The sequence below is a fragment of the Phytohabitans kaempferiae genome (assembly GCF_042433955.1).
Classification (GTDB): domain Bacteria; phylum Actinomycetota; class Actinomycetes; order Mycobacteriales; family Micromonosporaceae; genus Phytohabitans; species Phytohabitans kaempferiae.
Genome location: NZ_JBHLUH010000039.1, coordinates 337,140 through 349,899 on the forward strand (window position 1 = coordinate 337,140; position 12,760 = coordinate 349,899).

Here is a 12,760-nt window from a genome sequence, read left to right on the forward strand (position 1 = left end):
CGCCCGCGGCCACCGACCGTCCTGGAGGGACACATGACGACGTACGACGTCCACGCGCACATCTGCCCGACCGAGCTGATCGACCTGCTCCGGGTCGACGGCCACCGCTTCGACACCGAGGTGCTCACTGGCCCGGACGGCGAGGTCTCCCTGGTCTTCGCCGGCCGGCAGAAGGTGGGGCCGCTGCCGCCCGAGCTGGGCGACCGTCCGGCCCGCCTCGCGGCGATGGACGCGGCCGGCGTCGACGTCCAGCTCGTCTCGCACCGTACCGAGCTGAGCGCCTACGCCCTGGCCGGTGACGCCGGCGCCCGCTACGCCCGCGCCTTCAACGAGATCCTCGCGGCCGAGGTGTCCCGCGCGCCGGACCGGTTCGTGGCGCTCGGCACGGTCCCGCTGCAGAATCCGACCGCGGCGGCCGAGGAGCTGCGCTACGCCGTGCGGGATCTCGGCATGGCCGGCGTGGAGATCGCCTCCACAGTGGACGGCACGGCGCTCGACGCGGTGGAGCTGGAGCCGGTCTGGGAGGTGGCCAACGAGCTGCGCTGCCTCGTGCTGCTGCATCCACTGCCGCTGCGTGGCGTCGACCTGAGCCGCTACTTCCTGGCCAACATGGTGGGGCGGCCGGCCGAGTCGACGGTCGCCGCCGCGCACCTGGTCTTCAGCGGCGTGCTGGACCGCAACCCCGACCTCGTGCTCTGCATGGTGCACGGCGGCGGCTTCCTGCCGTACCAGATCGGACGGATGCAGAAGGGCTACGAGGTGGTGCCACACCTGGCCGCCCGGCACCTGCGCACGCCACCACTGGAGATCCTCAGACGGATCCACTTCGACAGCCTCGTACACATCCCGCAGGTCATCACGTACCTGGTCGACCTGGTCGGCGCCGACCGGGTCGTGATGGGCAGCGACTACCCGTACGAGATGCACGAACGGCAGCCGGTCAAGGCGATCGAGGCGGTGCCCTCGCTCACCGCCGACCAGCGGTCGCAGATCCTCGGCGGCAACGTCGAGCGCATCCTCGCCGGGATCAAGCGATGAGCGCGCCGGTGCTCTCGGCCGAGCGGATGACCCTCGTCGGCCACGCCGACCTGGACGGCCGGGGCGACTGCATGCACGTCAACGTCGTCGACGGCTACGCCTACGTCGGCCACATGGGCCACACCGACCTGGGTACGTCCATCCTCGACGTCTCCGATCCGGAGAATCCGCGTGTGGTGGCCCAGCTGCCCCGGCCGCCCGGCACGCACACGCACAAGGTGCAGGTGGCCGGCGACGTCATGCTGGTCAACCACGAGCGGAACCGGTTCGAGGCGAGCCCGCCCGACCGGTGGAGCGCGGGCGTCGCCGCGTACGACGTCTCCGACCCGTGGCGCCCGCGCCAGATCGGCTTCTTCCCGACCCCCGGCACCGGGACCCACCGGATGACGTACTGGCAGCCGCCGTACGCGTACGTCTCCGCCACGGACGAGGGCTACAAGGGCCGGTTTCTGCGCATCGTCGACTTCAGCGACCCGGCCAAGCCGCGCGAGGTCGGGCGGTGGTGGCGGCCGGGCCAGCACGTGGCCGGCGGCGAGACCCCGCCACCGGAGCTGACCGACGACCCGACCAAGGGCTTCCACCTGCACCACGCGCTCGTCGAGGGCGACCGGCTCTACGCCGGATGGTGGGACGCCGGCCTGGTCGTGCTCGACATCGCCGACCCCGAGCGGCCGGTGCCGCTCAGCACCCTCCACTTCGGAGCGGAGAGCGGCAACACGCACACCGCGCTGCCGCTGCCCGGCCGGGACGTCGTGGTCGTCACCGACGAGCAGGTCACCCAGTTCATCGGCACGCAGCGTCACGTCTGGGTAGTCGACGTCGCCGACCCGGCCAGCCCGAAGCAGGTGTCCCGGCTGCCGGTGCCGGAGGGGGACTACCACGAGCGGCGGATCCGCTTCGGCCCGCACAACCTGCACGAGCACCGGCCGGGCAGCCTTGTCGACCCCGAGACCGTCTACCTGACGTACTTCGCCGGCGGCGTGCGGGCGTACGACGTCAGCGACGTCACCGCCCCGCGGGAGATCGCCCACCTCGTGCCCGAGGCCCCGCCCGGCCGCGACTCGATCCTGTTCAACGACCTCACCGTCGCCCCGGACCGGACGGTGTACGCCACCGACCGGCGCGGCGGCGGGCTCTACATCATCCGGCACGAGCGCTGAGGAGGTGAGGGCGTGGGCCGGTACGTACTGCTGACCGTCATCCGCGGTGTGCTGACGCTGCTGGCGATCTCGGTCATCGTGTTCTTCCTCGCCCGGCTGACCGGCGACCCGATCGACGTGCTCGGCCCGGAGAACATGGCGCCCGCCGACGAGCAGGCGCTGCGCGACAAGTGGGGGCTCAACGGCTCGGTCGTCGAGCAGTACTTCGCGTTTCTCGGCAACGCGGTCCGCGGCGACTTCGGCCCTTCGTTCAAGTACCCGGACGAGACGGCCACCTCGGTCATCGCCGAGCGGATCCCCAAGAGCCTCCAGCTCGGGCTGGTCGGCGTGCTGCTGACCATCCTGATCGGTGTACCCCTCGGTGTGCTGGCGGCCGCGCGGCGCGGCTCCTGGTACGACCGCCTCGCCAAGGGCGTCGCCCTGTTCGGCCAGTCGGTGCCGGAGTTCTGGCTCGCCATCATGCTGGTCTGGCTCTTCGCGGTGCAGCTCGGCCTGGTCCGGACCTCGGGGCAGGCCGGCTGGTCGAGCATCATCCTGCCGAGCGTCGTCATGGCGGTCTTCGGCATCGCCGCCCTGCTGCGGCTCTTCCGGTCGTCCATGTTGGACACGCTCGGCACCGAGTACGTCAAACTGGCCCGCCTCAAAGGGCTGCCGCGCAGCCGCGTGGTGTGGAAGCACGCCCTCAAGCCGGCGGCGAGCGGCCCGCTCACGTTCTTCGCCACGCTCGCCGTACGGCTGCTCACCGGCGCGACCGTGGTCGAGATCGTCTTCGCCTGGCCCGGCGCCGGGCTGCTGGCCTACGAAGCGGCCAACGCCCGCGACTTCCCGGTCGTCCAGGCCCTGGCGATGATCACGTCCACCGCGATCGTGGTGATGAACCTGCTGGTCGACGTGCTCTACGCCTACCTCGATCCGCGCGTACGCCTCGGACAGAAGGTGATGGCATGACGACCCTGGCCGCCACCCCCCGCCCGCCGCGCACCGGCCGCCGGGGTCCACGGATGCTGTGGCAGCGCCGCCGCCTCCCGTGGCTGCCGCTGGCGATCATCGTCTTCGTCCTCGTCCTGCCGGCGCTGCTGGCTCCGTTCATCACCGTCCACGACCCGCTGCGCGGCGTCCTCGCCGACCGGCTCACCCCGCCGGTGTGGCAGGACGGGGGCACCTGGACGTACCCGCTGGGCACCGACAAGCAGGGGCGGGACGTGCTCACCCGGCTCATCTACGGCGCCCGCATCTCGCTCGTGGTGAGCATGGCGGCGATCGTCGTCGGCGCGCTCGTCGGCACCACGCTCGGTCTGATCGCCGGCTACTTCGGCGGCTTCGTGGACAAGGCGATCGGCTGGCTCGTCGACACGTTCCAGTCGCTGCCGATGGTGCTCTTCGCGCTGGTGGTCGTGGCGGCGATCGGACCGAGCTTCGTCACCATCATCGCGATCATCTCGGCGACCATCTGGGCGGTGTTCGCCCGGCTCGTCCGGGGCGAGACACTCAGCGTGCGCGAGTCGGGCTACGTGGCCCGGGCCCGGGTCGCCGGGGCGTCGGCGCCGCGCATCCTGGTCCGGCATGTGCTGCCGAACGTCGCCAACTCCCTGGTCGTGATGGCCACGCTCCAGGTCGGCGTGGTGATCCTGGAGGAGGCGTCGCTCAGTTTCATCGGCGCGGGCATCCCGCGCCCCCAGCCGAGCTGGGGGATCATGGTCGCCGACGGGCGGGAGCAACTGCTCTCGTCGTGGTGGCTGAGCTTCTTCCCCGGCCTGGCGATCCTCACCGTCGTGCTGTCGCTGAACCTGGTCGGTGACTGGCTGCGCGACTTCCTGGACCCCAAGCTCCGGCAGCAGGTGTAGGGGGAATGTCCACCATGGAACCGGTACTGACCGTAGACGGGCTCCGGACCCACCTGTTCACCCGATGGGGCACCACGCGCGCCGTCGACGGGGTGAGCTTCACCCTGCACCGGGGGGAGACGCTCGGCATCGTCGGCGAGTCCGGCAGCGGCAAGAGCATGCTGGCCCTGTCGCTGGTGCGGCTGACCCCGGAACCGGCCGCCCGCATCCTCGGCGGCTCTGTCGTGCTCGACGGCACCGACCTGCTCACGCTCCCCGAGAAGCGGATGCGCAAGCTGCGCGGCAGCGCGATCTCGATGATTCTCCAGGACCCGCACCAGTCGCTCAACCCGGTGTTCACGGTCGGCAACCAACTCGCCGAGGCGGTCCGCGTCCACCGTCCCGGGCTGGACGGGTCGGCGGTACGCGAGCGCGTGCTCGACGGGCTGCGCAAGGTGCGGATGCCCGCGCCGGAGCGGCGGCTGCACGACTACCCGCACGAGATGAGCGGCGGCATGAAGCAACGGATCGTGGGGGCGATGGCGATCAGCGCCGACCCGAGCGTGCTGATCGCCGACGAGCCGACCACCGCGCTCGACGTGACCACGCAGGCCCGGTACCTGCGGCTGCTGCGGGAGATCCAGCGCGGTACCGGCGTCGCCATCATCCTGATCACGCACGACTTCGGCGTGGTCGCCGAGGCGTGCGACCGGGTCGCCGTCATGTACGCCGGACGGATCGTGGAGCAGGGGCCGGTCAAGGAGATCTTCGACCGGCCGAGGCATCCGTACACGCGGGCGCTGCTGGACTCCCGGCCGCGCCGCGACGTCCGCCTCGAACGCCTGCCGTCCATCGAGGGGAGCCCGCCGTCGCTGGTCGACCCGCCGCCGGGATGCCGGTTCGCGCCGCGCTGCCGGCTCGCCGCCGAGCGGTGCGCGACCGAGTACCCGACGTCCGCCACGGTCGGCGCGGGACACGTGTCCGCGTGCTGGCGCTGGGAGGAGGTCCAATGAGCGAGCGCAGCGAGCGAATCATCAAATTCAGTGCGTGTGGAGCCTCATGTCCGCCCGCAGCGAAGCGAGGACGGGCATGAGCGAACGGAGCCTCATGTCCGCCCGCGGCGAAGCGAGGACGGGCATTGGCGATCTGGTCGAGGTCCGAGGGCTCAGCAAGCACTTCCGGGTCGCCGGCGGGCCGCTCGGAGTCCGCACCGCCGGCCACGTACGCGCGGTCGACGACGTCTCGTTCCGGATCGGGGCCGGCCAGACCCTGGCGCTGGTCGGCGAGTCGGGATGCGGCAAGACCACCATCTCCCGCCTGATGCTGCGGCTGGAGTCGCCGACCACCGGCACCGTCACGCTCGCCGGCCGGGACGTGCACCGGCTGGACCGGACCGGCGTGCGCTGGTTCCGCCGCAAGGTGCAGGCCGTCTTCCAGGACCCGTGGGCCTCGCTCAGCCCGCGGATGCGAGTCGGCGACATCGTCGCCGAGCCGCTCGTGGTCAACGAGCGGCTGCCCCGGGCTCGGGTCCGGGAGCGGGTCGCCGCCATCATGGACCGGGTCGGGCTGCAGCCGTGGCAGGCCAAGCTCTATCCGCACGAGTTCAGCGGCGGGCAGCGGCAGCGGATCGCCCTGGCCAGCGCGCTCATCACCGAGCCCGACCTGGTCGTGCTCGACGAGCCGGTGTCGGCACTGGACGTGTCGGTGCAGGCACAGGTGATGAACCTGCTCAAGGACATCCAGACCGAGCGGGGCACCTCGTTCCTGCTGATCTCCCACGACCTCGCCAGCGTCCGCTACATCGCACACCGCGTGGCTGTCATGTATCTCGGGCAGATCGTCGAGGAGGGCCCGGCCGACGAGCTGTACGACAATCCGCGCCATCCGTACACGCGGGCCTTGTTCGACGCGATCCTGCCCGCGCACCCCGACGACCGCCGCCCCGGTACGGACGCGGCCGACGAGGTGCCGAGCCCGCTGAACCCGCCCGACGGCTGCCGCTTCCGGACCCGGTGTCCACATGCGATGGACGTGTGCGGGCAACCACCGCCACGCACGGCGCTGGACCGCGGCGGATCCGTCGCCTGCCACCTCTACCCCGCCGAGGCGGGCCTGACGAAGGGACCGGTGCGCGAGTGAGTGACTGGCTCGGGCTGCGAGACGCCCGCGTTCTGCTGGTGGGCGCGGGAGGGCTCGGCAGCGCCTGCGCGGAGGAGTTCGTGGCCGCCGGCGCCCGCCTTGTCGTGGCCGACATCGACAGGGAAAACCTCGATCGGCTCGACGGCGCGCTCGGCCTGACCAGCCAGGGCTGCCACCTGCTACAGGCCGACCTGCGCAAGCCGGACGCGAGCGAACAGTTGGTCCGCGACGCGGTCCAGTTGCTCGGCGGCCTCGACGCGGCGGTACACGGGATCGGCATCAACCGGCGCCTGCCCGTCGGCGAGCTGTCCAACGAGGACTGGCTGGAGATCATCGACGTCAACCTGAACAGCGCCTTCTGGCTCGGTCGGGCCGCCGGCCGGGTTCTGAGCGCGGCCGGCGGCGGCCGGATCGTCTACCTGTCGTCGGTCTCCGGACTGCTGGCCCATCAGCACCACGCGCCGTACGCGGCCTCCAAGGGCGGGGTCAACCAGATGATGCGCGTGATGGCGGCGGAGTGGGCGCGGCACGGCGTGATGGTCAACGCGGTCGCGCCCGGCTACATCGCGACCGACCTGACCAACGGCTACCTCGACACGGACGGCAACCGCCAGAAGCTGGAGTCGCTGATCCCGGCCGGACGGTTGGGGGTGCCGGCCGACGTCGCGACGGCGGTGGCGTTCCTCGCCTCGCCGAAGGTCACCTTCGTCACCGGCCACGTCCTGTACGTCGACGGTGGACGGACATTGGTGTGAACGAGAGGGAAGGGGAGCACGTGTTCCGACGGTTCGAGGGTCGGTCGGTGATGGTCACCGGCGCCGGCACCGGGTTCGGCGCGGAGATAGCCACGCGCGCCGCCCAGGAAGGCGCCACGACTGTCGTGGTGCACTACAACACGTCCAGGGCCGGCGCGGAGCACACCGCCGAGCGGGTCGCCGAGGCGGGCGCCAAGCCGGTCGTGATGCAGGGCGACATCACCAGCTACGCGGACATCCGGCGGATGGCCGACGCCGCCTTCGCCGAGACCGGCGGGCTGGACGTGCTGGTCAACAACGTCGGCGACATCGACACCGGCACGATGTCGTGGCGGGAGCTGACCGAGGAGACCATCGACCGCGTGCTCGCGGTGGACATCAAGGGCACCATGCTGATGGTCCACGAGTTCGGCCAGCGGATGCTCGAACGCGGAGGGGGAGCGATCGTCAACATCGGCTCCACAGTGGTCGTCCGGGGCAGCGCCCGGGCCCCGCACTACGCCGCCGGCAAGTACGGGCTGCTCGGCATCACCAAGTCGTACGCGGCCGCCTTCGCTCCGACCGTGCGGGTCAACGTCTTCGCGCCCGGCTTCATGGAGACCGAGTCGACGCTGGGCCGCAAGGACTGGCAGGAGGGCCGGCGCGAGAAGCTGCTGGCGATGACGCCGATGAAACACATTCCCAAGCCGGCGGAGCTGGCGGGCACGGCGCTGTTCCTCGCGACCGAGGACGCGGCGCACATGACCGGGGCATACATGATCAGCGATGGTGGCTTCAACATGGTCGGGGCCTGAGGGGAGCGGGACATGAAACTGGTGACCTTCGACGACGGCCGGGTCGGCCGGATCGCGGACGGGGAGACGGTCGAGGAGCTCGACGTCCCCGACATGCTGACCTACTTCCAGCGCGGTGGCAGTGCCGAGCCGACCGGCCGTACCGTGCCGCTGGCCGACGTGAAGCTGCGGGCGCCGATCGTGCCCCGCAAGTTCTTCCACACCGCCGGCAACTACCGCGAGCACGACGAGGAGTCGAAGCAGGTCAACTGGTCCCATCCGGTCGACCCGTGGATCGTGTTCTTCCAGAACGTCGACGCGATCGTCGGGCCGGACGAACCGGTGGTGTATCCGGAGCACCTCACCGAGGAGCTTGACTACGAGCTGGAGCTGGCGGTCGTCATCGGCAAGCCGGGGTCGTTCTTCTCGCCGGAGGAGGCGGTCGAGTACATCGCCGGATACGTCATCTTCAACGACATCACCGCGCGCGACATCCAGCGCCGGGAGATGAAGTCGGGCGTCTTCTCGTTCTGCAAGGCCATCGAGACGTTCTGCCCGCTCGGCCCGTGGATCGTCACCGCGGACGAGATCCCCGACCCGCACAACCTGGAGATGACGCTACGGGTCAACGGGAAGGACCGGCAGCGCTCCAACACCAGCCACATGAGCGTGACGATCCCGGAGATCGTCTCGCACTACTCGCCGATGGGGTACAGCGCCGGCGACATCGTCTCCACCGGCACCGTCTCCGGCGTGGCCGGCTTCAGCCTCGACGCCGCCTCGCTCTACCTGCGTCCGGGCGACCTGGTGGAGGCCGAGATCGAGGGGATCGGCGTGCTGCGTACGCCGATCATCTCCTGGAAGGAAGGGCACGGCGTCGAGGCTCCGGCGCGGGTGCGCTGGTGAGGACGGCCAACCTCGGCGGCCGGCTGGTACTGGTCCAGGGCGGGCGGGCGCTCGACGTCGCCTCGGCCAGCGGCGGCGCGTACGGCCCGGACCCGCAGGCGGTCTTCGACGACTGGGACGGCTTCCGGAAGTGGGCGGACTCGGCGGACTTCCGCGCGGCGGAGCCGTTCCGGAGCGAGGATCTCGGCCCGCCGGTCCCTCGGCCCGGCCAGGTCTTCGCGATCGGCGTCAACTACCGCGAGCACGCCGACGAGTCCGGCTACTCGGCCGACAGCCGGCCGGTCGTGTTCACCAAGTACCGGTCCTGCCTGACCGGCCCGGTCGCCGAGGTGACGCTGCGCGGAGACCGCTGCGACTGGGAGGTCGAGCTGGTCGTGGTCATCGGCCGGCCCGCGGTGGAGGTGCCGGCCGCCGACGCGTGGTCGTACGTGGCCGGGGTGACGGTCGGCCAGGACATCTCCGACCGCGCGCTCCAGCTCGACGGCGAGCGGCCCCAGTTCAGCCTCGGCAAGTCGTGGCCCGGCTTCGGACCCACCGGGCCGGTGCTGGTCACGCCGGACGAACTGGCCGACCCGGACGACCTCGCGCTGGGCTGCACGCTCCGCGGCGAGGTGCTCCAGTCGTCCCGGACGAGCCGGATGATCTACGGCGTCCCGCGCCTCGTCGAGTACCTGTCCGCCCACTGCGCGCTCGCTCCGGGTGACCTCGTCTTCACCGGTACCCCCTCCGGCGTGGGCAACGCCCGCGTGCCGCGCCGCTATCTCGCGGCTGGGGACGTGTTGGTGAGTACCGTCGAGGGCATTGGTGAGCTGCGGACGACGTTCGTCGCGCCGTCCGTCTGAGAAGGAGAAGCAATGTCCCGGATACCGTTACTCGCGCCGGAGGATCTCGACGACGACCAGCGCCGGGTCTTCGAAGCGATCGTCGGCGGCCCGCGCGGCGGCACCGGCCGGGCAACGCTCCTGGACGACCGCGGCGCGCTGCGCGGCCCGTTCAACGCGATGGTCACCGCCCCCGCCATCGGCGCGCCGCTCCAGGCGCTGGGCGCGGCCATCCGCTACGGCGCGGGCTTCTCGGCGCGGGCGCGAGAGCTGGCGATCCTCGCGGTCGCCGCCCATCACCGCAGCGACTTCGAGTGGGAGGTGCACGCCCGCGACGGCCGGGCGGCCGGCCTCACCGAAGCCGAACTCGCCGCGGTGGTGGACGGCGACCCGGACGTGCTCACCGACCCCACCGAGCGGGCCGTGCTCCGGGTCACGCGGGCCATCCTCCAGACCGGTGACCTGACCGACGAGGGCTACGCCGCCGCGGTCGAGGTCATCGGCGAGGCGAGACTGGTCGAGCTGACCACGCTTGTCGGATACTACGCGTTGCTGGCGCTGCAGTTGAGGGTGTTCCGGGTGCCCGCCCGCGCGGCCGGTCCCTGGGCCACGGGATCCACAGGAGGCTGACCGGTGCAACCACGCGACGCGCCATCCGACACCCGGTCCAAGTACCGGGTCGAGGCGCTGGCGAAAGGGCTGGCGGTCCTGTCGCTCTTCTCCGAGCGGCAGACCAGCCTGATGCTCAAGCAGATCTGCGAGGCGACCGCCATGCCGATGGCGACGGCGTTCCGGGTCATCGCCACCCTCGAAGAGGACGGCTACCTCGAGCGCCTCCCCGACGGCTCGTACCGCCCCTCGGTCGCGGTGCTCACGCTCGGCTACTCCGCGCTCAGCGGGCTCGACCTGGTCGACCACAGCCAGCTCCTGCTGCGCGACCTGGCCCAGTCGACCAACGAGACGGTCAACGTCGGCTCGCTCGTCGGCGACCGGGTCCTCTACCTCGTCCGGATCCGCAACGCCGACCTGGTCACCGCCAACATCCAGGTCGGCTCGACGCTTCCGGCCGTACACACCTCGATGGGCAAGATACTTCTGTCCGAACTGGACCCCATCGACCTCAAGCAGCGCCTCGATCCCGCCTCGTTCGGCGACGGCACCGGGCCCAACGCGGTGCGCACGATCGAGCAGCTGGAGAAGACCTTCGCCACCATCCGGCGGCAGGGGTACGCCATCCAGGACCAGGAGGTGGCACACGGGCTGCGGTCGATCGCCTGCCCGATCCGGGGAAAGGACGGCACGATCGTCGCCGCCGCCAACGTCGCGGTGCAGGCGTCGCAGTACACGACGACCGAGATGGTACGGCGCTTCCGCAGCCCGCTGCGGGAGACGTGCGACGAGGTGACCCGCCGCCTGTCGCTGGTCTGAGACAGCGCGAGCGGCACCGGTCGTGCCGGGCGGACGACGCCACGACGCATGTGGGTCAGCCCGCCGTCCAGGGCTGGAGCTTCTCCGGGTTCAGCACCGCCCAGATGTGCTTGATCCGGTCGCCGGCGATGTCGAAGGCGAACACCGTCACGGTCACGCCGTCCCGCTGGGCGACCAGGCCGGGTTGGCCGTTGACCGTGCGCTCCAGGATCGTCAGGCGGGACGTCCGGCCAGCCAGCTCCGCGAAGAAGCGCGCGATCGGCTCGCCGCCCACGATCGGGCGAAGCTCGGCCGTGACGAGGCCGCCGCCGTCGCCGGTCGCCGTGGCGTCGGGGTCGAGGAGGCCGATGAGGGCGTCGATGTCCCTGGCTTCCCAGGCCCGCTTGAAGTCCCGCACGATGCCGGCGCGGTCGGCGGCCGGTGGTGCGGGGGCCCGTGCCACGCGGATGCGACGGCGGGCCGACGAGGCGAGCCGGCGGCACGCGGCCGGCGTACGACCGACGATCTCGGCCACCTCGGCGAAGGGGTAGCGGAAGACGTCGTGCAGGACGAACGCGACGCGCTCGGCCGGGGTCATCGATTCGAGCACGACGAGGAAGGCCATGTTGACCGACTCGTCGAGGGTGACCCGGTCGGCCGGGTCGACGGCGTCCCCGCCTGACCGCCCGCTGACCCACTCCGCGCGGTCGGGCAGCGGCTCCGGGATCCACTCGCCCACGTAGCGCTCCCGCCGGACCCGTGCCGAGCGGAGCAGGTCGAGGCAGATGCGACTGGCGACCGTCGTCAGCCAGGCGCCCGGGGACTCGATGGCCTCCTGCTGCTGGCGGGACATGGTGTACCAGCGGGCGTACGTCTCCTGGACGACATCCTCGGCGTCGGCCAGGGAGCCGAGGAGCCGGTAGGCGACATTGACCAGCTGGCGTCGCTCGCTCATGATCGCGCTCAGGCCCGGATCTGGCCGACCGTCTCCCGGCCCGGATCGGTCGCTCATGGTGTCGCCAACTCCTTCGCTCGCGGCTGCCCTCACCGGTACGACGAAACACCGCGCCGAAACGTGATGCCGGCTCGTCACCTCACATTCCCAGAGGCCGCGTCGTCGTACCCGCTGAGCCGCCCGACCCGGGCCGCTCACCGATGAGGAAGGAAACCGACCATGGAACCGGTGAAGGTCGCCATCATCTACTACAGCGCCACCGGCACGGTGCACGCCCTGGCGCGAGCCGCCGCCGACGGTGCGGAGAAGTCCGGCGCGCGGGTGCGACTGCGCAGGGTCGCCGAGCTGGCCCCGCCGGAGGCGATCGAGGCCAGGCCGGAGTGGGCGCGGCACCTCCGGGACACGGCCGACGTCACCGAGGCCAGCACCGGCGACCTGGCCTGGGCCGACGCGGTGCTCTTCGGCACACCGACCCGCTTCGGCAACCTGGCCAGCCAGCTCAAGGCGTTCATCGACAGCACCGGCCCCCTCTGGTATCAGGGCCAGCTCGCCGACAAGGTGTACTCGGCCTTCACCGCGTCGAACACCGCCCACGGCGGGCAGGAGTCCACCATCCTGGCGCTGGGGAACGTCTTCTACCACTGGGGCGGCGTCATCGTGCCTCCCGGCTACACCGACCCGGTCCAGTTCCAGACCGGCAACCCCTACGGCACCTCGCACGTGGCCGGCGACGGCCCACCTGGAGACGTGGTCCTGGAGGCGGCCCGCTACCAGGCCCGGCGCGTCGTCGACACCGCGGCGGCGCTCAAGGCCGGCCGCGCCGCCTGACCCGCCAGGGCGGTCGCACCCTTCGCGCTCCACGACCCGCCCCGGCCCGTGTCCGTTACGCCGCGTCCGCCGTGAACGCTCTTCCGACGCGGGCGCTCGGGCCCCGGGATTTGGGGGCGTGGTCCCGCTGTCCGCCGCCGCCTTCGAATTCCAGG

General features: G+C 71.3%; 14 protein-coding genes. 13 read left to right on the forward strand and 1 reads right to left on the reverse strand.

Going from position 1 to position 12,760, the window contains the following annotated elements:
• Window positions 1–33 precede the first annotated feature (33 nt).
• The 12 genes from ACFFIA_RS20030 to ACFFIA_RS20085 all read left to right on the forward strand — a co-directional run bounded on the left by ACFFIA_RS20030 (window position 34) and on the right by ACFFIA_RS20085 (window position 10,843).
• On the forward strand, window positions 34–1,038 hold the full coding sequence (locus tag ACFFIA_RS20030) for an amidohydrolase family protein (protein ID WP_377253029.1): 1,005 nt from the start codon (window positions 34–36) through the stop codon (window positions 1,036–1,038).
• Window positions 1,035–2,198: an LVIVD repeat-containing protein gene (locus tag ACFFIA_RS20035; protein ID WP_377253030.1), complete on the forward strand. Its 1,164-nt coding sequence runs from the start codon at window positions 1,035–1,037 to the stop codon at window positions 2,196–2,198. The genes ACFFIA_RS20030 and ACFFIA_RS20035 overlap by 4 nt, the downstream gene beginning before the upstream one ends.
• Before the next feature lie 12 nt (window positions 2,199–2,210).
• Window positions 2,211–3,146, forward strand: a complete 936-nt coding sequence (locus ACFFIA_RS20040; protein WP_377253031.1) for an ABC transporter permease — start codon at window positions 2,211–2,213, stop codon at window positions 3,144–3,146.
• Window positions 3,143–4,042: an ABC transporter permease gene (locus ACFFIA_RS20045; protein WP_377253033.1), complete on the forward strand. Its 900-nt coding sequence runs from the start codon at window positions 3,143–3,145 to the stop codon at window positions 4,040–4,042. The genes ACFFIA_RS20040 and ACFFIA_RS20045 overlap by 4 nt, the downstream gene beginning before the upstream one ends.
• A gap of 5 nt (window positions 4,043–4,047) precedes the next feature.
• Window positions 4,048–5,034: an ABC transporter ATP-binding protein gene (locus ACFFIA_RS20050; protein WP_377253034.1), complete on the forward strand. Its 987-nt coding sequence runs from the start codon at window positions 4,048–4,050 to the stop codon at window positions 5,032–5,034.
• A 76-nt stretch (window positions 5,035–5,110) separates the two neighbouring features.
• Window positions 5,111–6,160 carry an ABC transporter ATP-binding protein gene (locus ACFFIA_RS20055; protein ID WP_377253035.1) on the forward strand — a complete coding sequence of 350 codons (1,050 nt, stop codon included), beginning with the start codon at window positions 5,111–5,113 and terminating at the stop codon, window positions 6,158–6,160.
• Window positions 6,157–6,915 carry an SDR family NAD(P)-dependent oxidoreductase gene (locus ACFFIA_RS20060; protein ID WP_377253036.1) on the forward strand — a complete coding sequence of 253 codons (759 nt, stop codon included), beginning with the start codon at window positions 6,157–6,159 and terminating at the stop codon, window positions 6,913–6,915. Before ACFFIA_RS20055 ends, ACFFIA_RS20060 begins: the two co-directional genes overlap by 4 nt.
• Window positions 6,912–7,709: an SDR family NAD(P)-dependent oxidoreductase gene (locus ACFFIA_RS20065; RefSeq protein ID WP_377253037.1), complete on the forward strand. Its 798-nt coding sequence runs from the start codon at window positions 6,912–6,914 to the stop codon at window positions 7,707–7,709. The genes ACFFIA_RS20060 and ACFFIA_RS20065 overlap by 4 nt, the downstream gene beginning before the upstream one ends.
• A gap of 12 nt (window positions 7,710–7,721) precedes the next feature.
• Entirely contained in the window at window positions 7,722–8,594 is an 873-nt protein-coding gene (locus ACFFIA_RS20070; RefSeq protein ID WP_377253038.1) for a fumarylacetoacetate hydrolase family protein, read from the forward strand.
• Window positions 8,591–9,436: a fumarylacetoacetate hydrolase family protein gene (locus ACFFIA_RS20075; RefSeq protein WP_377253040.1), complete on the forward strand. Its 846-nt coding sequence runs from the start codon at window positions 8,591–8,593 to the stop codon at window positions 9,434–9,436. Before ACFFIA_RS20070 ends, ACFFIA_RS20075 begins: the two co-directional genes overlap by 4 nt.
• Window positions 9,437–9,448: 12 nt before the next feature.
• Window positions 9,449–10,045, forward strand: a complete 597-nt coding sequence (locus tag ACFFIA_RS20080; RefSeq protein ID WP_377253042.1) for a carboxymuconolactone decarboxylase family protein — start codon at window positions 9,449–9,451, stop codon at window positions 10,043–10,045.
• Between the two features lie 3 nt (window positions 10,046–10,048).
• Entirely contained in the window at window positions 10,049–10,843 is a 795-nt protein-coding gene (locus ACFFIA_RS20085; protein WP_377253043.1) for an IclR family transcriptional regulator, read from the forward strand.
• A 55-nt stretch (window positions 10,844–10,898) separates the two neighbouring features.
• Here ACFFIA_RS20085 and sigJ read toward each other — a convergent pair whose 3' ends face one another.
• Window positions 10,899–11,834 (reverse strand): RNA polymerase sigma factor SigJ, encoded by a 936-nt coding sequence (sigJ, locus tag ACFFIA_RS20090; protein WP_377253044.1) that lies wholly within the window; start codon window positions 11,832–11,834, stop codon window positions 10,899–10,901.
• A 162-nt stretch (window positions 11,835–11,996) separates the two neighbouring features.
• Here sigJ and wrbA point away from each other — a divergent pair, with 162 nt between their 5' ends.
• Window positions 11,997–12,605, forward strand: coding sequence for an NAD(P)H:quinone oxidoreductase (gene wrbA, locus ACFFIA_RS20095; RefSeq protein WP_377253045.1), 609 nt, complete (start codon window positions 11,997–11,999; stop codon window positions 12,603–12,605).
• The last annotated feature ends 155 nt before the right edge of the window (window positions 12,606–12,760 follow it).